At 70.1% G+C, this 20,852-nt stretch carries 23 protein-coding genes and 1 pseudogene; 12 read left to right on the top strand and 12 right to left on the bottom strand.

From position 1 onward, the window contains the following. The first annotated feature begins 28 nt into the window (after positions 1-28). On the top strand, positions 29-358 hold the full coding sequence (locus C5E07_RS00660) for a DHCW motif cupin fold protein (RefSeq protein ID WP_104298035.1): 330 nt from the start codon (positions 29-31) through the stop codon (positions 356-358). 19 nt (positions 359-377) lie between these two features. Here the strand turns inward: C5E07_RS00660 and C5E07_RS00655 are convergent, their stop codons facing one another. Continuing rightward, complete coding sequence (locus tag C5E07_RS00655) at positions 378-659, bottom strand: hypothetical protein (protein WP_104298034.1); 282 nt, start codon at positions 657-659, stop codon at positions 378-380. Positions 660-760: 101 nt separating this feature from the next. Continuing rightward, entirely contained in the window at positions 761-1,519 is a 759-nt protein-coding gene (locus C5E07_RS00650; RefSeq protein WP_104298033.1) for a methyltransferase domain-containing protein, read from the bottom strand. 59 nt (positions 1,520-1,578) lie between these two features. Here C5E07_RS00650 and C5E07_RS00645 point away from each other — a divergent pair, with 59 nt between their 5' ends. The 3 genes from C5E07_RS00645 to C5E07_RS00635 are packed head-to-tail and all read left to right on the top strand — an operon-like array spanning position 1,579 to position 3,523. Beyond that, entirely contained in the window at positions 1,579-2,076 is a 498-nt protein-coding gene (locus C5E07_RS00645) for an SRPBCC family protein (protein ID WP_104298032.1), read from the top strand. After that, complete coding sequence (locus tag C5E07_RS00640; protein WP_146080458.1) at positions 2,031-2,780, top strand: helix-turn-helix domain-containing protein; 750 nt, start codon at positions 2,031-2,033, stop codon at positions 2,778-2,780. Before C5E07_RS00645 ends, C5E07_RS00640 begins: the two co-directional genes overlap by 46 nt. Beyond that, positions 2,777-3,523 (top strand): hypothetical protein, encoded by a 747-nt coding sequence (locus C5E07_RS00635; protein ID WP_104298031.1) that lies wholly within the window; start codon positions 2,777-2,779, stop codon positions 3,521-3,523. The genes C5E07_RS00640 and C5E07_RS00635 overlap by 4 nt, the downstream gene beginning before the upstream one ends. Before the next feature lie 197 nt (positions 3,524-3,720). On the opposite strand, the gene C5E07_RS00630 is transcribed toward C5E07_RS00635, so the two are convergent. Both C5E07_RS00630 and C5E07_RS00625 read right to left on the bottom strand, forming a co-directional pair. Further along, positions 3,721-5,115 (bottom strand): ice-binding family protein, encoded by a 1,395-nt coding sequence (locus tag C5E07_RS00630; protein WP_104298030.1) that lies wholly within the window; start codon positions 5,113-5,115, stop codon positions 3,721-3,723. Positions 5,116-5,247: 132 nt separating this feature from the next. Continuing rightward, positions 5,248-6,174: a LysR family transcriptional regulator ArgP gene (locus C5E07_RS00625; protein ID WP_104298029.1), complete on the bottom strand. Its 927-nt coding sequence runs from the start codon at positions 6,172-6,174 to the stop codon at positions 5,248-5,250. Between the two features lie 69 nt (positions 6,175-6,243). Between C5E07_RS00625 and C5E07_RS00620 the strand changes: the two genes are divergently transcribed. The 5 genes from C5E07_RS00620 to C5E07_RS00605 all read left to right on the top strand — a co-directional run bounded on the left by C5E07_RS00620 (position 6,244) and on the right by C5E07_RS00605 (position 8,921). Beyond that, positions 6,244-6,858, top strand: a complete 615-nt coding sequence (locus C5E07_RS00620) for a LysE/ArgO family amino acid transporter (protein WP_104298028.1) — start codon at positions 6,244-6,246, stop codon at positions 6,856-6,858. A 112-nt stretch (positions 6,859-6,970) separates the two neighbouring features. Continuing rightward, on the top strand, positions 6,971-7,915 hold the full coding sequence (locus C5E07_RS00615) for a hypothetical protein (RefSeq protein WP_104298027.1): 945 nt from the start codon (positions 6,971-6,973) through the stop codon (positions 7,913-7,915). Then, positions 7,912-8,247: a GntR family transcriptional regulator gene (locus C5E07_RS00610; RefSeq protein WP_104240053.1), complete on the top strand. Its 336-nt coding sequence runs from the start codon at positions 7,912-7,914 to the stop codon at positions 8,245-8,247. The genes C5E07_RS00615 and C5E07_RS00610 overlap by 4 nt, the downstream gene beginning before the upstream one ends. Positions 8,248-8,355: 108 nt before the next feature. Beyond that, entirely contained in the window at positions 8,356-8,502 is a 147-nt protein-coding gene (locus tag C5E07_RS19320) for a hypothetical protein (RefSeq protein ID WP_181057671.1), read from the top strand. 131 nt (positions 8,503-8,633) lie between these two features. Then, on the top strand, positions 8,634-8,921 hold the full coding sequence (locus C5E07_RS00605; RefSeq protein ID WP_104240052.1) for a hypothetical protein: 288 nt from the start codon (positions 8,634-8,636) through the stop codon (positions 8,919-8,921). Here C5E07_RS00605 and C5E07_RS00600 read toward each other — a convergent pair. From C5E07_RS00600 to kdpF, 6 genes are read right to left on the bottom strand one after another with little or no spacing between them, the layout of a single operon-like run. Beyond that, entirely contained in the window at positions 8,918-9,643 is a 726-nt protein-coding gene (locus tag C5E07_RS00600; RefSeq protein ID WP_104298026.1) for a response regulator, read from the bottom strand. The two genes, C5E07_RS00605 and C5E07_RS00600, sit on opposite strands and share 4 nt — an antisense overlap. Beyond that, entirely contained in the window at positions 9,640-12,192 is a 2,553-nt protein-coding gene (locus C5E07_RS00595) for an ATP-binding protein (protein ID WP_104298025.1), read from the bottom strand. Before C5E07_RS00595 ends, C5E07_RS00600 begins: the two co-directional genes overlap by 4 nt. Positions 12,193-12,195: 3 nt before the next feature. Beyond that, complete coding sequence (kdpC, locus tag C5E07_RS00590) at positions 12,196-12,834, bottom strand: potassium-transporting ATPase subunit KdpC (RefSeq protein ID WP_104298024.1); 639 nt, start codon at positions 12,832-12,834, stop codon at positions 12,196-12,198. Between the two features lie 41 nt (positions 12,835-12,875). Continuing rightward, positions 12,876-15,002, bottom strand: coding sequence for a potassium-transporting ATPase subunit KdpB (gene kdpB / locus C5E07_RS00585; protein WP_104298023.1), 2,127 nt, complete (start codon positions 15,000-15,002; stop codon positions 12,876-12,878). Between the two features lie 2 nt (positions 15,003-15,004). After that, positions 15,005-16,666 carry a potassium-transporting ATPase subunit KdpA gene (gene kdpA / locus C5E07_RS00580; protein WP_258063747.1) on the bottom strand — a complete coding sequence of 554 codons (1,662 nt, stop codon included), beginning with the start codon at positions 16,664-16,666 and terminating at the stop codon, positions 15,005-15,007. A gap of 20 nt (positions 16,667-16,686) precedes the next feature. Beyond that, positions 16,687-16,776, bottom strand: coding sequence for a K(+)-transporting ATPase subunit F (gene kdpF, locus C5E07_RS00575; RefSeq protein ID WP_104240046.1), 90 nt, complete (start codon positions 16,774-16,776; stop codon positions 16,687-16,689). 306 nt (positions 16,777-17,082) lie between these two features. On the opposite strand from kdpF, the gene C5E07_RS00570 reads away from it, so the two are divergent. Continuing rightward, the gene (locus C5E07_RS00570) at positions 17,083-18,075 is read left to right on the top strand and encodes an NAD(P)H-binding protein (RefSeq protein WP_104298021.1); all 993 of its coding nucleotides are present in this window, start codon (positions 17,083-17,085) and stop codon (positions 18,073-18,075) included. Here the strand turns inward: C5E07_RS00570 and C5E07_RS00565 are convergent. Further along, a complete protein-coding gene (locus C5E07_RS00565; RefSeq protein ID WP_104240044.1) occupies positions 18,065-18,682 on the bottom strand; it encodes a biotin transporter BioY in 618 nt (205 codons plus the stop codon). The genes C5E07_RS00570 and C5E07_RS00565 overlap by 11 nt on opposite strands. A gap of 69 nt (positions 18,683-18,751) precedes the next feature. On the opposite strand from C5E07_RS00565, the gene C5E07_RS00560 reads away from it, so the two are divergent. After that, positions 18,752-19,432 (top strand): TetR/AcrR family transcriptional regulator, encoded by a 681-nt coding sequence (locus C5E07_RS00560; RefSeq protein ID WP_104298020.1) that lies wholly within the window; start codon positions 18,752-18,754, stop codon positions 19,430-19,432. On the opposite strand, the gene C5E07_RS00555 is transcribed toward C5E07_RS00560, so the two are convergent. Next, positions 19,429-20,076, bottom strand: a complete 648-nt coding sequence (locus tag C5E07_RS00555) for a TrmH family RNA methyltransferase (protein WP_104298255.1) — start codon at positions 20,074-20,076, stop codon at positions 19,429-19,431. The genes C5E07_RS00560 and C5E07_RS00555 overlap by 4 nt on opposite strands. A 114-nt stretch (positions 20,077-20,190) precedes the next feature. Between C5E07_RS00555 and C5E07_RS00550 the strand changes: the two are divergent. Next, a pseudogene (locus tag C5E07_RS00550) lies at positions 20,191-20,841 on the top strand (NUDIX domain-containing protein); the annotation flags it as partial. Between the last annotated feature and the right edge of the window lie 11 nt (positions 20,842-20,852).

Here is a 20,852-nt window from a genome sequence, read left to right as displayed (position 1 = left end):
GCATTCGCCGGGGAGCTATCGTCGGGGGATGGACCTCATCGGGCACGCCTTCACGACCACCGACTGGGCGGCAGTAGCGCCGACGCAGCACTCCGGCGAGACCGGCGGCGCCACCTGGCGGACGCAGCAGATCGGTGACACGCGCATCCGCCAGGTCGAGTACTCGCCGGGCTATCTCGCCGATCACTGGTGCTCCCGCGGGCACGTGCTCCTCGTGCTCGAGGGGAGCCTCGAGACCGAGCTCGACGACGGCCGCCGCGTCACGCTGGAGGCGGGCCAGAGCTACCAGGTCGGCACCGGCATAGAAGCGCACCGCTCCAGCACGGCGACCGGCGCCAAGCTCTTCGTCATCGACTGATCGTCGGCCCGAGGGGCGGCTACGGGGCGCGCCTCGCTCCACCCGTGCCGCCGGTCCCGTCATCGTCGGTGTCCGCCGACGGCGTCCCGTCGGCGGTCGAGGCGGCGGCTGACGCGTCCGGGAGCTTCCCGAACGCGAACACGTTGGCGAGCTTGCCGACCGCGCCGAGCAGGTCGCCCTTCTCGCCAGCCGTCTCGGCACCGGATTTCTCTTCACGCCCGCTCCGCTCGCCCGGGTCCCCAACGGGGTCACCGGCGCCTGAGCTTCCGGGGCGCGCGTCGCGGCGTCGCTTGTCTTCCATGGGGGCTCCCGCCTGTTCGCTTGCGGAGTTCTCGCGTCTCAGGCAAGCACGCGATCCTCCGCGAACCTGGGGAGCGGGGTTCAGGGGCGCAGCCGGGATCTTCAGTCGGGCCGCTTGGCTTCGATGAGGTGTCGAGTGGAGTGCGCGACGAACGCCCCCTCGCGCTGGATGAGCTCGTGCAGCTCTCGCAGGCGGGTCCGATAGGCGTCGACGCTGAAGCCGGGAACCCACCAGATGACCTTCCGCAGCAGGTAGACGACTGCCCCAACATCTCTGATCTCGATGCGGAGCCGCTCCTCGCGGAGGTCGACGATGTCGAGTCCGGCCGCGACCGCAGCCCTCGCCTCATCGTCCGCGCGCCGCTCGAGACGCGCCTGCGGCTGAGGGCCGAGGAAGTACTCGATGAGCTCGAAGACGCTGGCGGGGCCGACGTGTTGCGCGAGGTAGGTGCCGCCGGGGCGCAGCACGCGTGCGATCTCCACCCACCAAACCGTCGCCGGGTGGCGGCTCGTCACGAGATCGAAGGCGCAGCTTGCGAACGGCAGCGGCGGCTCGTCGGGGTCGGCGACGACGGCAACGCCCCTCGGATGCAGCAGCCGAGTCGCCTTCGCGACGTTCGGCGGAAAGGACTCCGTCGCGACAGCCAACGGCGGCATGACGGGCGACAGCGCCAGGACCTCGCCCCCGCCCGTCTGAATGTCGAGGGACGCCTGCGCACGCCCCATCCGCTCGCCGAGGAGGCGCGCGTAGCCCCAGCTGGGCCGTTCCTCGCTGGCCCGTCCATCGAGCCAGGAGAAGTCCCAGCCATCGACGCTGGCGGCCTCGGCCTCGGCGATGAGTTCCTCGAAGGCGCTGTCCATCACCCCATCATGTCGAACCTCGCGGACGCCTCTCGGGAACGCGCGTGTCACGATGGGGCATGCCCGTCGTCGAGTCCCGCTGCATCGTCCACGTCGATCCTGCGACGGCGTTCGCCGTATCCCAGACCACCGGTGAGGTGCGGATGCGCTGGGACCCGTTCATCCGTCGTCAGCACTTCCTCGACGGGGCGACGCTCCCCGCGAAGGGGGTGCGCACCGCCACCGTGCAGCGGCTCGGCTTCCGGATGATCAGCGAGTACGTCTCCTACGCCCCGCCGACGAATGTTGGCATGAAGATGACGAAGGGCTCCTGGTTCTTCGAGCGCCTCGGCGGGGGCTGGCGGTTCACACCCGCCCCGGGCGCCGAGGGCGACGGTGAGGCCCGCACACTCGCGGTATGGCGCTACAACTTCGCCTGCAAGCCGAAGTGGCTCGCCCCGGTCGCGGAGCGCATCGGGAAGTTCGTGCTGCAGCGCGACATCGACCGCCGCATCCGCGGATTCGCACGCGGATGCGAAGACCCCGTCGTGCTCGCCGCAGTCGCCGCGGCGGCTTAGGCACGCCCAGCAGCCGCACCCATGTACACATCCCTACCGCTGCCGGTACGCTTGTGTACATGCCAGAAGAGAGCGTTGCCGAGTTTGCCAAACGTGAGGGGGTGTCCCCTCGCCGCGTGCGCGCACTCATCGAGCAAGGCACCATCCCGGCCCGCCAGGTGGGTAGGCAGTGGCTCATCGATCAGTCCTCCGCACACCGCCCCGCAGCCTCTCGCCCGCTGGCCAACCGGATGCGCGCGAACCTCCTCGCGATCCTCTCCGGAGATGCCCCTGAGGGGCTCTCGACATCCGAACGCGCACGACTCCGCCGCTACCGCAACGAACTCATGCACAGCCCCGATCCGGACCGCATCCTTGGCGCTTGGATCCGCGAAGAGGCACCCCTGAAGCTCCAGGTGGCTGCCAGTGACCTCGCCGACCTCGCCGCCGACGAGCGCATCGTCAAGTCCGGGTTCAGCGATCCGCGCGCCGAGATCGCCGCCGCGGGCCAGCTCGAAGCCCGGGTCGCCAAGGATGATGCCGCCGCGATCCGCCGCGAGTACCTGCTCCGGCCATCCGAGAGGCCCAATGTTCTCTTGCACCTCACCGACGAGAAACCGCCGTCACCCCTGCCTCTCGGGCTGCTCCTCGTAGACCTCGCACACCATGACGGCGTCCGCGAGCGATCCCGCGTCGCCGAACTCCTCCGAAAGGTCGACGATTGACCATCACCGCCCCAGCCATGACTCCCACCCAGGCCGAGGCGTGGCACGCGCTCTTCGAGGTCTACAAGGCGCACCCAAAGGGCTGGGCGCTCGTCGGCGGGCAGATGGTCCACTCGCTCTGCTGGGAGCGCGAGGCGGACCCGCCTCGGCCCACGCAAGACGCGGACGCCATCCTCGACATCCGGGCCCATCCGACCATGCTCTTCGACTTCACCAAGACTCTCACCGACCTTGGCTACAAGTCCGCAGGCGAGTCGCCGTCGATCCTCGAAGGCATGAAAGGTGTGCAGCATCGTTGGGTGAAGGGTGCGGCGCAGATCGATGTCCTCATTCCGCGGTTCTTGGGGGAGCGCGCCGACAATCGCACCGGAGTCACGGGCGGCCGCACCATCGCCGCACCTGGTGGCCAAGGCGCTTTGGATCGCTCCGAGGTGATTGAGGTCGCCGTCGCGGGCGTCACTGGCACCGTCCGCCGACCCACGCTTCAGGGGGCCATCACCGCGAAGGCGTCCGCAATGCTGATCGGCGAGGGCACTAAGCAAGAACGCCACCTCAACGACCTGTCGATCCTCGCCTCCCTCGTCACCCGAGGTGACCGGGTCGGGGAGAACGTCACCAGTAAAGAGGCCGGCAGAGTCCGGGTCGCGTTCAAAAGGATCCTCGCCCGGCCTTCTCTGCACCTCAGCGTCGGCGTGGACGCGGAGGCGATCAAGATCGTCCTGGAGCAGTTCGTTTTGGAGTGAGAGCGGGATGCCGGCGGGGTTCGGGATGGGAGAACCTGTGCTTTGCCTAGGCGGTACCCTGCTGCGGCCTCACAAGAACGTGCGGTGAATGCACGGTGACGGGAGGCGGACGCCGAGAAGGCCCCGGCCGGTGCGGTTGGCACCTGCCGAGGCCTGCTCAGTTCAGTTCAGTTCAGTTCAGTCGCAGTCGCGCGGGCTCAGACCTCGTGCGAGTTGCGTCGACGCAGGCTGGCGATCAGCAGCGCGCCGCCGGCGATGAGCACGGCGAGCCCTCCGATGAGCCAGGGACCCGCATCCTGAGCACCGGTGGTCGCCAGGTCAGGCGAGCCGGTGGCTCCGGGCTTCACGGGAACGGCTGCGGGGGCCGTCGTCGTCGGCGTGACCGACGCTGTCGTCGTCGGGGTGACTGACGCTGTCGGCGTCACGGTCACGGTCGGCGTCGCCGTCGCCGTCTCCGTCGGCGTCACGGTCGTGGTCGGCGTGGTCGTCTCCGTCGGCGTCGTCGTCTCGGTCGGCGTCGTCGTCTCCGTCGGCGTGACCGTCACGGTCGGCGTCGTCGTCTCCGTCGGCGTCGTCGTCTCGGTCGGCGTCGGCGTCGTCGTCTCCGTCGGCGTGACCGTCACGGTCGGCGTCGTCGTCTCCGTCGGCGTCGTCGTCTCGGTCGGCGTCGTCGTCTCCGTCGGCGTGACCGTCACGGTCGGCGTCGGCGTCGTCGTCTCGGTCGGCGTCGTCGTCTCCGTCGGCGTCGTCGTCTCCGTCGGCGTCGTCGTCTCCGTCGGCGTCGTCGTCTCCGTCGGCGTCGTCGTCTCCGTCGGCGTCGTCGTCTCCGTCGGCGTGACAGTGACGCATTCACTGGTCGTGAAGGTGTTCGTGTCGAGGGTGACCGAGCCGTTCCTGGCGAGCGCACGTCCGTCGACGGTCGATCCCTCGTTCACGGTGATCGAGGTGAGGGCGAGGATCGAGCCGACGAAGGTCGTGTCGGTGTCCAGCGTGGCGGAGCTGCCGATCTGCCAGAACACGTTGCACGCCTGTGCGCCGTTGAGGAGCGCGACGGTGCTGTCGGGTGCGGTGGTCAGCGCGGAGCCGATCTGGAAGATGAAGACCGCGTCGGGATCGCCTTCCGCGTCGAGGGAGAGCGTCCCGGTGATGCCCGCGGTGCTCGAAGCCTCGTACACGCCGGCCGTGAGCGTCTGTCCGCCGAGGTCGGCGCTGATGGGCGCGTCGGCGGCCTGACCTTCGAGCGCGTTGTACGCGGTGGTCACATCCGCCTGGGCCTGCAGGGAGTTGGCGTCCGTGGCGTGCACGTCGCCGAGCACGATGCCGGGCGGGAACCCGCTGATCGCCGTCCCGGGGTTCACTCCGAGGTCGCCATCGAGCACGCTTGGGCCCGTGTTCGTCACCGACTGCCCGCCGAGCACCGAGTAACTGGCGGCGGTGCCGAGGTCGGGCGCCGTGCCGATGGCCTGGGCCGACTGGGAGCCGAGCAGGACCGGGAAGAGACCCGCGACGGCGACCGTCGAACCCGCAAGGAGGAGGAGCTGCTTGCGTCGAGATCTGAGGTGACGAGTACTGCGAACGGGTGTGCTTCCCATGGGGACCTCCTGGTGCCGCGGGGGCGGGCGCCCGCGTGAATGCGAACCCGGCTGAGACTAGATGAACGCCGGGAAACTTATTGGGGGTTGCACTCTGCTCGGCAAAAGCGCACTGTTGGTAGCCATTCCAGGTCAGAGGCCGCGAGCGGCGGCGGCGAAGACCGCCGACGCGGTCCTGCCGAGGGCCTCCGTATGCAGCTGCCATTGCTGCCAGAACAGGGGCACCGAGATCGACGCTCCGGGGTCGATCTCGACGAGCGAGGCATCGTCGCCTCCCTGGAGGTCCGGCACCAGGCCCCAGCCGAAGCCGAGGCGAATGGCCCGCACGAAGTCCGCGGAGGACGGCACGAAATGGCAGGGCGGGCCCGCCGGGTCGACGCCGACCCCGCGCAGGTAGCGCTCCTGGAGCCTGTCGGCTCGGTCGAAGACCACAACGGGCGCGTGCGCGAGCACCCCTCCCGAGTTCCGAGCGCTCCCCGTGAACCAGCGTTCCACGAAGTCCGGCGATGCCATCGGCGTGTAGCGCATCTCTCCGAGGAGCGCGGAGGTGCAGCCCTGCACGGGGACCGGGTCGGCGGTGATCGCGGCGGTCACGGCGCCCCGTCTGAGGAGGTCCGTGGTGTGCGCCTCGTCGGCTCGGTGCAGGTCGAAGGCGATCTCTCCAGCCAACGGCGCGAGGGCGGGGAGCAGCCAGGTCGCCAGCGAGTCGGCGTTGACGGCGATCGGCAGCCGCTCGAGCGAGGGCGGCTCCTCCGCGGCTCCAGGAGTGGCGCCGGATGCTCCACCCACTCGCCCGAGAACGTTCGAGGCCTCCCTGCCGAGCGCATCCACCTGCCGCGCGAGGCGGAGGAGGACCTCGCCCGATTCGGTCGGCACGACCGGCTTGCTGCGTTGGAGCAGCACGCGCCCGGTCTCGCTTTCCAAAGACTTGATGCGCTGGCTGATCGCCGAGGGCGTGACGCGCAGCTCCCGGGCGGCCGCCTCGAAGGTGCCCGTCTCGACGGCGGATCGAAGCGCCGCGAGGCGCTGCGGGTCGAACGCGTGCGGGGAATCAGGCATGAAGCAATGCTAATGATTCACAAGAAACATGAGCTGGACCATCACTGCGGGCATGAATACGGTCACAGCATGACCCCGGATCTGCTCCCCCTGCTCGCTGGCTTCGGCTTCGGCCTGTCGCTCATCGTCGCGATCGGCGCACAGAACGCGTTCGTGCTGCGCCAGGGACTGCTCCGCAGGCATGTCCTCGCCGTGGTCGCCGTGTGCGCCCTCTCCGACGCGATCCTCATCCTGCTCGGAATCGGGGGCGCCGGCATCGTCTTCACTGCGCTCCCCTGGCTGACGACCGTGGTCCGCATCGGGGGCGCCGCGTTCCTCCTCGGCTACGCGGTGCTCGCGGCCCGCCGCGCCCTCAGACCGAAGGCCCTGGATGCGGACGAACCACGCGCCTCGGCCGGCCTGGTCCCGACGCTGCTCACGGCGCTCGCACTCACCTGGCTGAACCCGCACGTCTACCTGGACACGGTGGTCCTGCTCGGGTCCGTCGCGAACACCCACGGCGATGCGCGCTGGCTCTTCGGCGCGGGGGCGGCACTCGGCAGCATCGTCTGGTTCACAGCCCTGGGATACGGGGCCAGGCTCCTGCAGCCGATCTTCGCGCGCCCCGCCGCGTGGCGCATCCTCGACGCCATCATCGCTGTCGTGATGGCTGGCATCGCCACCTCCTTGCTGCTCGGACTCTGACCCAAGCAAACCGCCGACGCCTCCAACCTCAGCACTTGTACCGCCGAGCAGGTACAAAATCTTGTACCCTCGAAGAGTAACAAGAGGTTGACGACTGCCAAAGGAGGCGCAGATGAGCCCGCTGTTCTTGATCCTGATGTTCGACCTGGTCACATTCGTGCCGGCGGCAGTGCTCGCCCTCGGACTGAGCTTCGCCCCGTGGGTGCGCTCTCGAGTGCACGTCCCGACAGCGAGCCCGGGTCTGCTGCGCTCACGCCCGGATGCACTGGCCAGCCTGACCCTCGGCGTCGCCGCCATGCTGGCCGCCCTCGTCGCGTTTGCACCCTTCGTCGAGGGCATGCTGCCCGGCTGGCTCACGCTCAACTCGGACCCGTTCGACTTCCGCTGGCACGACTTCTCTCGAGAGCTCATCGTCGGCAGCCTCGCCCTCATCGTGGTCGCTCTGATCCTCGCCCTGTTCCGCAGCACGCCTCGCGCTGCGGTTCCACCTTCCGGGCCGCGCGGTTTGCGGACCTACGCCCCGGGTCGCGGGCTCGCGACCCTCGCCGCGGCTCTCGCTGCGCTTCTCCTCCTGACCGTGTTCGCGGGCTCGATCTCGAGCGCGGACGAGGACGGCCGCCACACACTGTTCGTCATCGAGACGGGTGGGCAGTTCTCTGCTGCGTCGGGGCGCTTCTACGGGTGGGCGTATGGCGTCCCGGCAGCGATCGCGGCGGTCGCCCTCGTCGCGGCAACCGCGTTCGCACTGCACGCCAATGCGACGCGCACCTTCCTCGAGCCGAAGAGCGTCGAGTGGGAGAGCCAAGCACGTCGGGCGCTCGCAACACGCGTCCTCTGGTTCTCGATCGGGATCCTCGTCTTCGTGCTCGGCAGCTGCGCGCTCCGGATGGGAGGCGCGGCCGGTGCGCAGCTGACCGCGCCCGACTACTCCTGGGGCACGAGCATGGCCGCCTTCGAGCCGGTGCTCACATGGGGCGGCCGCCTGCTCCGCGGCGTCGGCCTCACGCTGCTCCTGCTCGTCGGCTTCACGCACCGGACCGGTCGGGGACGACAATGAGCGAGGGCACGTCGGAGCAGGTCGCGGCCCACTTCCGGGGGCTGATCCTGGCGGGACGGATCGGCGCGGGTGAACGACTGCCGACCGTTCGCCAGACCGCCAGGGACTTCGGCGTCGCCCTCGGCACCGCGGCGCGGGCCTACCGGCTGCTCGAGGCGGAGGGCACGATCGTCACACGCGGAGCCGCGGGAACCCGGGTCGCGGACCAGCCTTCGACACTGCCCGGTGCCGTCACCGCGAAGCTGCGGGCCGCCGTCGAGGAAGCACGGCGCTCAGGCACGTCGCAGACGGAGATCATGAACGCGCTGACGGCGATCTGGGACTCCGAGTAGCAGCCACCGCTCCCCGACGTCACCCCGCCGCGTCACGTCCCGCAAACTCCCCAGCCGCGAGCGCTATCGTCGGCCCAGTCAAGGAAGATCCCGACCGGAAGGCCAACGATGAGCGACCAGAAGATTTCCCACGACGCCGACGGCGAAGAAAAGCCGAACGGCCTCGGCGAAGACGGGACGATTCCCGATTCCGACGATGGAGTCGCCGTCGGCTACGACCCGGACGCCTCCACCTTCGAGCCCGAAGAGGACTGACACCGGCCACCCAGCCGGTTGATGCTGTGGCCCGCGACGCTCCGGCGACGCGGGCCATCTGCGTCGAGACTCACGGGCTCCACGCATCCGGACCCCCGCGGCTTCCCAGGACGAGCCCACAGGCTCGCGGGATGAGCCACCAGATGCACGATCACGAAGACAGCCTCTCCACGGACGAGCAGCTCGAGAAGGACACCGCCTACTCCCCCGGAAGCGAGACCGAGACGCAGGCGAAGCAGGAGACCGGCACCGCACGGGTCGACGAGGTCGACGGGCGCCTCGACGGCGACATCGACACCGACAAGGTGAACGTGCGGCCGGGCACGGGCGGGCCAGACGACGTCGGCGATATCGACGCGGAAGGCATTGAATTCCCCAGCGCGGAGGAGGCGAGCCGAGCGGCCCCCTCGGACAGCTAGCCCTTCTCGGACAGCGAGGCCGAGGCGGGGCCGTCCGGCCGCAGCACCAGCCGATAGCCCATGCCGGCCTCCGTGAGGAGGTGGCGGGGCTCGGACGGCACCGGTTCGAGCTTCTTGCGCAGCTGCGACATGTACAGCCGGAGGTATCCGGTGTCGGTGACATGCTCGGAGCCCCAGATGCTCGTGAGCAGCATCTGCCTCGTCACGAGCCTCCCCGCGTTGCGCACGAGCAGCTCGAGCACCTGCCACTCCGTCGGGGTGAGGCGCACGTGCGCCGCCTCTCCCCCTCCCGTGCGCACGACGCTCTTCGCGGCGAGGTCGACGGACACGTCGCCGAACGCGACGACAGGTTCCGCGTCGCCCTGCGGCACCCGACGAGACAGGGCACGGATGCGCGCGAGCAGCTCGTCGACGGAGAACGGCTTCGTGACGTAGTCGTCGGCGCCGGCATCGAGCGCATCCACCTTGTCGCCGGCCCCGCTGCGCCCGGACACGACGAGGATCGGCGCGTCCGACCAGCCGCGGATGGCTTGGATCACTTCGATCCCGTCGAGCTCGGGCATCCCGAGGTCGAGGAGGTACAGGTCCGGGCGGCGCTCGGCCGCGATCGAGACGGCCTCCGTTCCGTTGCGGGCGACGAGCACCTCGTACCCCTTGGCGGTGAGGGTGATGCGCAGCGCACGCAGCAGCTGTGGGTCGTCGTCGGCGATCAGGATTTTCATGCGCGATCTCCCTGGATCTGCTCGGGCGGGTTCCCGGTGACCGGCAGCGTCACGACCATCGTGAGCCCTCCGCCCGGGGTGTCCTCCGGCACCAGTGTGCCGTGCATTCCCTCCACGAATCCCTTCGAGATGGCGAGGCCGAGCCCGAGGCCCGTCGAGTTGTCGGTGTCGCCGAGGCGCTGGAAGGGCACGAACACGTCGTCGCGGCGTTCGGCGGGGATTCCGGGCCCCCGGTCGATGATCCTGATCTGCACGCTCCCGCCGAACTCGCTCGTCGCGAGCCGCACGCGGCGGTTCAGTGGCGAGTGCCGGACCGCGTTGGCGAGGAGGTTCACGAGCACCCGCTGCAGGAGGGCCGGGTCGGCGGCGACGGATGCGGCGCTCGAGTCGAGCGCCAGCTCCACGTCGTCCGGGCCGAGCTGCAGCTCGTCGAGCGCGGGCACGATCACGTCGGCGGGGTCGGTCGGCATGATCGACACGGCGAGGCCCCCGGACTGCAGTCGACTCACGTCGAGGAGGTCGGTGACGAGAGCGGCGAGCGTTCCGAGGCTCTCGTCCGCGGTCTCGAGGAGCTCGTCGCGGTCGGCTGCCGCGAGTTCCTCGCCCGCCGAACGCAGGCCGCTGACGGCCGCCGTCGCCGAGGCGAGGGGCCGCCTCAGGTCGTGGCTGAGGGCGGACAGGAGGGCCCGTCTGACCTTGTCGGAGGCGGCGAGCGGGGCCACCTCGTCTGCCGCGACCCGCAGGTCGCTGTGCTCCAGGGCCGCACCGAGCTGGGCGACGATGACCGTCAGGAGGCGACGCTCAGAGGCATCGAGCTCGCGCCCGTGCAGCTCGAGTCGCGCGCCAGCCCCGTCCGACGTCCCCGCGCTCACCGGGATGACCGCGTGGCGGTTCCCGCGCACCGGCTCTCCGCAGCTCGCGAGCACAAGCGGGTCAGCCCCACTGGCATCGCGTCGCGCATCAACGAGTCGCACACCCGCGAGCCCGAACGCCTCCCGTGTCCGCTCGACCAGCGCCTGCAGGGCGCTCTGCCCGCGCAGCACGCTGCCTGCAACCGTCTGCAGCAGCTGCGACTCCGCGGCGGCCCTCCTCGCCTCGCGCGTCCTCCTGGCCGCCCGGTCGACGACGAGGCTCACGAGCGTCGCGATGACGATGTAGAGGACGATCGCGACGAGGTGGCTCGGCTCGGTGATGAGGACCGTGCCGAACGGGGCGACGAAGAAGAAGTCGAGCGTGACCCCCGAGAGCACGGCAGCGAAGAGCGCGGGCCACAGCCCGCCGATGAGGGCGACCGTGACGACGAGGAGCTGGTAGCTGAGCGCGTGCGTCGTGAACGAGTCGACGCTGCCGAGCGAGGCCAGGAGCCAGGTCAGCAGTGGTCCAGCGACCAGGGCGAGCGCCAGCCCCGCGATGCGGCGACGCATCGTGAGCGCACCGCCGAGCCGGGGCAGCCTCACGCCGCCGCCGGCTCGCGCGTGGTTCACGATGTGCACGTCGATGCTGCCCGCCTCGCGGGTCACCGCGCTCCCGACGCTCGGCCCCGTGAGCAGCGCAGCCAGGCGATTCCGCCGACTCACGCCGATGACCAGCTGGGTCGCGTTGACCGAGCGCGCGAACTCGATGAGCGCCGCCGGGACATCCTCGCCGACGACCTGGTGGTACGTTCCGCCGAGCTCTTCGACGAGCGCCCGCTGGCGCGCGAGGTGCGCTGGGTCACCGGCGCGAAGACCGTCCTGGCTCGTGACATGCAAAGCAAGCAGCTCCCCGCTGCCCGACCTCGCGGCGATGCGGGCGCCGCGGCGCAGCAGCGTCTCGCCCTCCGCGCCGCCGGTGATCGTCACGACGACTCGCTCGCGCGCCTCCCACGTGGTGTCGATGCCCTGCTCGGCGCGGTAGCTCTGCAGGGACTGGTCGACCTCGTCGGCAAGCCACAGCAGCGCCAGCTCCCGCAGCGCCGTGAGGTTGCCGAGGCGGAAGTAGTTGGAGAGCGCGGCGTCGACACGCTCCGCCGGGTAGACGAGACCAGCCGCGAGCCGATCGCGCAGCGCCTGGGGCGAGAGGTCCACCACCTGCACCTGGTCGGCGCGACGCAGCACCTGGTCGGGGATCGTCTCCCGCTGCGGTGCGCCCGTGATCTGCTCGACCACGTCGCCCAGCGACTCGACGTGCTGGATGTTCACCGTCGAGAGCACGTCGATGCCGGCCTCGAGGAGCTCCTCGACGTCCTCCCAGCGCTTGGCGTTGCGCGAGCCGGGGGCGTTCGTGTGGGCGAGCTCGTCGACGAGGGCGATCTCGGGGCTGCGCTCGAGCACGGCGTCCACGTCCATCTCCGAGAGCGTCACGCCGCGGTGCAGGGACTCCGCACGCTGCAGCACCTCGAGCCCGTCTGCTGCGGCAGCCGTCGCGGCCCGGCCGTGGGTCTCGACCACCGCGACGACGACATCCTGTCCGGCTTCGCGCATCCGCCTGCCCTCGTGCAGCATCGCGAATGTCTTGCCAACGCCAGGGGCGGCGCCGAGCAGCACCCGCAGCCGTCCGCGCTTCGCCATGACTCAGCGCTCCTTCGTATCCATGGTCGTGGCCTGCAGCTCGACCAGGGCCTGGTTGAGTTCGAGCACGTTGACGCTCTCCTCCCCGAGGAAGCCGAGGAAGGGGCTGGTCGTATGCGCTGCGACCAGAGTACGGACGTCCGCCTCCGCGAGCCCGCGAGCCTCGGCGACGCGTGCCACCTGCAGGGCGGCGTACTCGGGGCTGATGTGCGGATCGAGGCCGGATGCGGACGCCGTGACGGCGTCCGCGGGCACCTCCGCGAGCGAGACGCCGTTGAGCTCCGCGACTTCGCGGCGCCGCTCGTCGATGGCTGCGACGAGCTCCGGGTTCTCGGGCCCCAGGTTCGAGCCGGAGGAGGCGCCCGAGTCGTAGCCGTCGCCCGCGGCCGATGGGCGCGACTGGAAGAACTCGGGAAGCGGATTGCCTTCGGCGTCCGTGAAGGACTGCCCGATGAGGCTGGACCCGATGCTCGTGCCGTCATCGTCGTGCAGCTGGGAGCCGTTCGCCTGGGCTCCGAACGCGAGCTGCCCGATGCCCGTGATGACCAGGGTGTAGCCGACGCCGAGCACGAGCGTGAAGAGGAGCATCGCCCGCACGGCGACCCAGGTGGTGCGCGCCGTGGCGCGAGTTGAGGAGTTCAAGGTGGAGTCCTGTCAGATCAGTCGGGGCGGTGGTGGCGGGGTCAGAAGCCGGGGATGAGGCGCACGACGAGGTCGATGAGCCAGATCCCGACGAAGGGTGCGACGATGCCGCCAGCCCCGTACACGAGCAGGTTCCGGCCGAGCGTGCTCGCGGCGTTCGCTGGCCGGTACTTCACGCCCCGGAGCGCGAGCGGCACGAGCGCCACGATCACGATGGCGTTGAAGACGATGGCGGAGAGCACGGCCGAAGCAGGCGAGTGGAGACCCATGATGTTGAGGACCCCGAGACCGGGGTACACGCCCATGAACATGGCCGGGATGATCGCGAAGTACTTGGCGATGTCGTTCGAGATGGAGAACGTGGTGAGCGCGCCGCGCGTGATGAGCAGCTGCTTGCCGATGCGCACCACGTCGATGAGCTTCGTCGGGTCGGAGTCGAGGTCGACCATGTTGCCAGCCTCCTTCGCCGCCGACGTGCCCGTGTTCATCGCGACGCCCACATCGGCCTGCGCGAGCGCCGGCGCATCGTTCGTGCCGTCCCCCGTCATCGCGACGAGGTTGCCGCCGTCCTGCTCGCGGCGGATGTAGGCGAGCTTCTGCTCCGGCGTCGCCTCGGCGAGGAAGTCGTCGACCCCGGCCTCCTTGGCGATGGCGGCCGCCGTGAGCGGGTTGTCGCCCGTCACCATGACGGTGCGGATGCCCATCGACCGCAGCTCCGCGAAGCGCTCGCTGAGGCCCTCCTTGACGATGTCCTTGAGGTGGACGACGCCGAGCACGCGCCCGGCGGCCGCGCCGGTGCCTCTAACCGCGCCGGGGCCGGGCGCATCCATCACGGCGACGACGAGCGGCGTGCCTCCGCTCTGCGAGATGCGGTTCGTGGCGTCCTGGAGCTCCTCGAGCCGTGAGGCCTCGAGTGGCGCGCCCTCGTCGGCGAGCCAGGCGGTCACCGCGGACCCGGCGCCCTTGCGGATGCGCGCGCCGTCAGGCAGGTCGAGTCCCGACATACGGGTCTGCGCTGTGAACGCGACGACCTCGCCCTGCGCCGCACCCGGTTGGGCGGCGAGATCGACGCCCTCCTGGCGGGCGAGCTCGACGATGGAGACCCCCTCGGGGGTCGGGTCGGCGAGCGAGGACAGGGCAGCGGCGCGGACCAGTTCCTGCTCGCCCGTGGCGGGCATCCGCACGAACTCGGACGCGCGCCGGTTGCCGTAGGTGATGGTGCCGGTCTTGTCGAGCAGCAGGGTCGTCACGTCGCCGGCGGCTTCGACGGCCCGCCCGGACATCGCGAGCACGTTGCGCTGCACGAGCCGGTCCATGCCCGCGATGCCGATCGCCGACAGCAGCGCTCCGATGGTCGTCGGGATGAGGCACACGAGCAGGGCGATGAGGACCGTGATGCTGACGGGCTTCGCCGCGTACGAGGCGATCGGGTTGAGCGTCAGCGCGACGACCACGAACACGATCGAGAGGGACGCGAGGAGGATGGAGAGCGCGATCTCGTTGGGCGTCTTCTGCCGCGAGGCTCCCTCGACGAGGGCGATCATCCGGTCGACGAACGTCTCGCCCGGCTTCGAGGTGATGCGAACCACGATGCGGTCGGAGAGCACGCGGGTGCCCCCGGTCACGGCGCTGCGGTCGCCGCCGGACTCGCGGATGACGGGGGCTGACTCGCCCGTGATGGCCGACTCATCCACGGAGGCGATCCCCCAGATGATGTCGCCGTCGCCCGGGATCAGCTCCCCCGCGGAGACGACGACGACGTCGCCGAGGGTGAGGTCGGCCGAGGAGACCTCGACGGTACTCCCGCGCTCCGCCCCCGGGTCGCCGGCTGGGTCGTAGCCGCCCACCCGGTGAGCCGCGGTGCTGGTCCTGGTCTGCCGGAGGGTCTCGGCTTGCGCCTTGCCCCGCCCCTCGGCGACCGACTCGGCGAGGTTCGCGAACAGCACCGTCAGCCACAGCCAGACGGCGATGGCGATGGTGAACGAGGCGGGGATCTGCGTGCCGCCGGAGTCGGCCGGACCGCCCAGGAAGGGCTCGGCGATGGCGAGCGCCGTCGTGAACGCCGCTCCGACCCACACGATGAACATGACCGGGTTGCGCCATTGCGCTCGAGGGTCGAGCTTGCGGAACGCGCCGGGCAGCGACGCCATGATGGGGATGCTCTGCATGGTCAGGAGAGTCCTTCTGCGAGGGGGCCCAGCGCGAGCACTGGGAAGTAGGTGAGGGCCGTGATGAGGACGCTCACGCCGGTGAGCAGCCCGATGAACTGCGGGCGGTGCGTCGGCAGGGTGCCGACGGTGGCCGGCACCTTGTCCTGCGCGGCGAGCGAGCCGGCGAGCGCCAGCACGAACACGATGGGCACGAAGCGGCCGAGCAGCATGACGATGCCGAGGGCCGTGTTGAGCCATGGCGTGTTCGCGGTCAGGCCGGCGAACGCCGATCCGTTGTTGTTGGCGGCGGAGGTGAAGGCGTAGAGCACCTCGGAGAGGCCGTGCACGCCCGGGTTCCAGATGGACGTCGACTGCACGTCCTCGCGGATGCCCGGGATGGCGAAGCTCAGGGCGACTCCCGTGAGCACGAGGACGGGCGTGACCAGGATGTAGAGGCTCGCGAGCTTGATCTCTCGCGGCCCGATCCGCTTGCCGAGGTACTCCGGGGTGCGCCCGATGAGGAGGCCGGCGATGAACACCGCGATGATCGCCAGCACGAGCATGGCGTACAGGCCGGAGCCGACGCCGCCTGGCGCGATCTCGCCGAGCATCATGTTCAGCATCGGGAGGAGGCCGCCGAAGGCCGTGTAGGAGTCGTGCATGGAGTTGACGGCACCGGTCGACGTGCCAGTGCTCGTGGTGGCGAAGAGCGTCGAGCCGATGATGCCGAAGCGCTGCTCCTTGCCCTCCATCGCTCCCCCCGCGGCCTCGGGCGCGGCACCGAAGCCCGCGCTCTCGACGGCGGTGAGCACGGCGAACGACACGGTGAAGAGCGTGGCCATGACGGCGAGCACGGCGAGCCCCTGGCGGCGGTCGCCGACCATCCGCCCGAACGTCCGAGGCAGCGAGAACGGGATCGCGAGCATGAGGACGATCTGCAGCAGGTTCGTCACCGCGCTCGGGTTCTCGAACGGATGCGCCGAGTTCGCGTTGAAGAAGCCGCCGCCGTTCGTGCCGACGAGCTTGATCGCCTCCTGGGACGCGACGGGGCCGCCCGGGATGGACTGCGTCGCCCCGGCGAGCGTCGCGACGTCGGTGAACCCGTTGAAGTTCTGGATGACGCCGCCCGCGAGCAGCGCGAGCGCGGCGATCGTCGACATGGGCAGCAGGACTCGGACGGTGCCCCGCACGAGGTCGACCCAGAAGTTGCCGAGCGTGCCGCTGCGCGTGGCGGCGAGACCGCGCACGAGGGCGATCGCGACGGCCAGGCCGACCGCGGCGGAGACGAAGTTCTGCACGGTGAGCGCCGACAGCTGGACGGTGTAGCCGAGCGTGAGCTCCGGCGAGTACGACTGCCAGTTCGTGTTCGTGACGAACGAGACTGCCGTGTTGAAGGAGAGGGGCTCGGACGGCGCCGGCAGCCCAAGCGAGTACGGCAGCCACTGCTGGGTGCGCTGCAGCAGGTAGACGAGGAGCACGCCGACCGCGGAGAAGATGAGCACTCCGCGGAGGTACGACTGCCAGGTCTGCGGGGAGGCGGGGTCGACACCCACGAGCCGGTACGCGGCCCGCTCGAGACGCCAGTCCTTCTCTGAGGTGTAGACCCAGGCGAGGTAGTCGCCGAGGGGGCGGTGGAGTGCCGCGAGGAGGAGCGCGAGAGTCAGGAACGCGAGGGATGCCATGAGCACAGGAGATCCGTCCATCAGAAGCGCTCCGGTTTCAGGAGTGCCACGACGAGGTAGACGATGGCGGCGATGCCGAGAGCGACCGCGACGATGTCGAAGACGATCACAGCTTCTCCATCGCCTTGCCGAGCAGGCCGATGGTGGCGAAGAGGGCGAGCACGCCCGCGACGAAGACGACGTCAAGCACTTGGGCTCCGTTCGGAGGTCAGCGGCCGAGCCGAGGCGGCTGGGCTGCACGCCGTGAGGCGCAGTGCTCGATACAACTCCTCTCAGAGCGCCAGGAGGGTCGTCCTAACGGAACCCATACGAGGTGGATGCCCTTCCTTACAGAACGCCGATGCCGCCTCGCAGCTTGCACCGCCATGATGAGGGTCGGCACCCGACGCGGTGCCGAGGAGGCAGGGCTTCGACCGATGAACGTACTGGTGATGGGCGCGACGGGATACATCGGCAGCCGAGTGATACCGGTCCTGCTCGACGCGGGCATGGAGGTCACGGCCGGCGCCCGCAAGCCGGGCGACCTCGACGCGTTCTGGTGGGCCGAGCGGGTGCGCCGGGTCGAGCTCGACGTGCTCGATGAATCTTCCGTCGCGGCAGCGGTGACGGCCGACGTCGACGCCATCCTCTACCTCGTGCACGGCATGGCGAGCGACGACTTCCGCGAGGCGGATCTCGAGGCGGCGCGGCTCGTTCGCGCGGCCGCCGACCGCTCCGGGGTCCGACGCATCGTGTACGTCTCCGGCATCATCCCGCCCGTTGCGGAGGAGGAGCTCTCGGAGCACCTCACTTCGCGCCTCGAGGTCGAGCGCGAGCTCCACGAGGCGCACGCGGTGGTCGTCACCCTGCGAGCCGCCATGGTCCTCGGCGCGAGCTCCACGAGCTTCGAGCTCATGTCGCAGCTCGCCGCGCGGCTGCCCGTGACCGTGGTGCCTGCGTGGATGCAGAGCGACGTCGAGCCCATCGCGGTGGTCGACCTCGCCAGGGCCGTGAGCGGCGCGCTGACCGCCGACGTCTCGACGCGCGCCTACTCCGTCGGCGGCGGCGAGCGGCTCCCCTACCCGAGACTCATCGACCGCTACGCCGACACCGTCGAGAAGCGCCGACCGCAGGTCATCCTGCCTGGGCTGCCGGAGCCCCTGGTCGCGAGGCTCGCCACCCTGATCACCGACGTGCCGTCCTCGACCGTGACATCGCTCATGGAGAGCCTGCGCGAGGACATGGTCGCCGACGACGACACGTGGATCGCCGAGCTCCTCCCGGAGGACGCCGAGCGCCCGCTGTCCATCGACGAGGCGCTTCGTCGCTCCGTCGCGCAGCCCGACCCCACCGTGCCCGCGTCGCAGCGAGACCCGATGGGGCGGCTCCCCGGCGACCCGTCCTGGGCCGCGGCTGCCGCTACCGCCTGAGCAGCTTCCACGTCGACGGCAGGAGCGCGCTGACAGCCGCGATCTTGATGGCGTCGCCGATGAGGAAGGGCACGACCCCGAGCGCGAGGGCGGTGCCGAGGTCGACGCCGAGCGAGACCGCGAGCCACGGCACGCCGGCCGCGTAGACGAGGAGCGTGCCGAGCACCGTGGCGCCCACTGTGGACGCGACGTGGCGGTCGGCGCGGCGACGGGCGAGCGCACCGACGGCGACCGCGGCCAGCACGTAGCCGATGATGTAGCCGAACGACGGGAACAGCACACCGGAGGCCCCGTCGGCGAAGATGGGCGCGCCGAGAGCTCCGAGCGCGAGGTACAGGCCGGCGCTCGCCGCGGCCCGAGCGGGCCCGAGGGATGCGCCGGTCAGCAGCACGGCGAAGGTCGCGAGCGAGACGGGCACGGGCGTGAACGGCAGCGGGATGACGATGAAGCCGGCCGCGATGAGGAACAGCGTGCCGCCGAGCACGAGCGCGACGTTGAGGAGCTGAACTCCGGTGCGTGAACCGGCCCCCGCCACGAGATCGGCGAGAACGCGGGGCACGGCGCCATTGGCGGGACGCCTGGCGGCGTCGATCGATTCGGTGCTCATAGGGAGTTGGACCTTTCTCTCGAATCTCCTGAACGGTGTTCAGTGAACGGTGTTCAGTAGATTAGCGCCATGACACCCCGTGGTCCAGCCGAAGGCGCCTCGCGTGACGCCGCACGCACACCTGCGAGCAGCCACGAGAAGCTCAGCCGCACCGAGATCGTCACCACAGCGCTCGAGGTGCTGGACGAGCACGGCCTGCCGAACCTCTCGATGCGGCGCATCAGCGACTACCTCGAGGTACAGCCGAGCGCGCTCTACTGGCACTTCCCCAACAAGCAGTCGCTCCTGGCGGCCGTGAGCGACCGCATCCTGCGCCCCCTCACCGCCGAGACCTGGCTCCTCCCGGGCGCAGGGACCAAGCCCAGAACACAGCAGACCCGCACCCTCGCGCTGCAGCTTCACACCGCGCTCCGCTCCCGCAGGGACGGCGCCGAGCTCGTCTCGAGCTCGTTCGCCCTCGGCCTGCTGACCGTCGATCTGGTGCGGATGACCTCCGGCGCGGCCCGCAGCGACTTCGCCCTCGATGGCGCGGGCGGTCGCACGTGCGCCGAGGCGGTCGTGCACTACACGATCGGGCAGGCCTTCCACGAACAGCAGCAGACCCACGCCGCGGAGGTCGGCGCCCTCCAGGCCCACGCCCAGGACCCACTCGAGCCACAGGATCCCACCGAGCGCTTCACGGCAGGCCTCGACCTGATCCTTGCCGGAGCCGCCGCGCTCGCGAAGGACGAGACAAGCACCGCCCCCTAGGCGAACTCGACGTGCTGCAGCACCCACGTGTGCATCGCGACGGCCGCCGCCGCTGACGCGTTGATCGAGCGAGTCGAGCCGAACTGCGAGATCTCCAGCACAGCATCCGACACCTCGACGGCCTCCGTCGACACCCCTGGCCCCTCCTGCCCGAACAGCAGCACGCACCGCTCCGGCAGCTCGTAGGTCTCGATGGGCACGCAGCCGGGCACGTTGTCGATGGCGAGCACGGGCATGCCCTCGCTTCTCGCCCAGGCGATGAACGCCTCGACCGTCTCGTGATGCACGACGTGCTGGTACCGATCGGTGACCATGGCACCCCGCTTGTTCCAGCGGCGCTTGCCGACGATATGCACCGTGTCGGCGGCGAACGCGTTCGCGCTGCGCACGATCGAGCCGATGTTCATGTCGTGCTGCCAGTTCTCGATCGCGACGTGGAACGCGTGACGCTTCGTGTCGAGGTCGGCGACGATCGCATCCATCGACCAGTACCGATAGCGGTCGATCACGTTCCTGCGGTCGCCGTGCTCGAGCAGCTCCGCATCGAACCAGGGCCCCTCTGGCCAGTCCTCGCGACCGCCGGGCCAGGGGCCGACCCCGTGCGGGGCGTCGTCTTCGCTGCCGAACTGCTGCTGTTCACTCACCGCCACAGCCTAGGCGCGCCGAGCGCCGAACGTGGCGTACACTCCACTTAGAGTCGAAGTGACCTTAAGTACCCGCCGCAGCGGCGACACCACCAGCAGAGAAGAGAGCAGCGGATGACCGCCACCAACGCGACCCTCGCCGTCTCCACGGTGATCTTCGCGCTGCGCCCATCCCCGCCCTCGTCGCACCGGGCGCCAGCGCCCACGATCTGGGTGCCGCTCGTGCGCCGTCAGCGCCAGCCGTTCATCGACCTCCTCGCCCTCCCAGGCGGACCGCTCGGCGACGAAGACCTCGGCGCCGCCGCCTCGCGCACCCTCTTCGAGACGATGCGCCTCGCGCCGAAGTACCTCGAGCAGCTCTACGCCTTCGGCGACGCCGACCGCGTCTTCGGCAACGACCCGCGCGTCGTCTCGGTCGTCTACTGGGCGCTCGTGGGAGGCGAGGAGGCCAGCACCGCCCGCCTCGGAGACAACGTGCGCTGGCACCCCGTCGACGACCTCCCGCCCCTCGCCTTCGACCACCGGCGCATCATCGACTACGCCCTCTGGCGACTCAGGAACAAGGTCGAGTACAGCTCGATCGCGCACAGCTTCCTCGGCGAATCGTTCACCCTCGCCCAGCTGCGGGAGGTCTACGAGGCCGTGCTCGGCAGGCCGCTCGACGCCGCCAACTTCCGCCGCGACATGCTCGCCTCGAAGTCCCTCACCGAGACCGGAGAGACCCTCGCCGGCACCCGGCACCGACCCCCGAAGCTCTACCGGTACCTCCCCCAGAA

It is taken from the genome of Pseudoclavibacter sp. RFBJ3 (assembly GCF_002931375.1).
Classification (GTDB): domain Bacteria; phylum Actinomycetota; class Actinomycetes; order Actinomycetales; family Microbacteriaceae; genus Pseudoclavibacter.
Note: the sequence above shows the minus strand (reverse complement) of the source record. Positions and strands in the feature narration are given on the sequence as shown.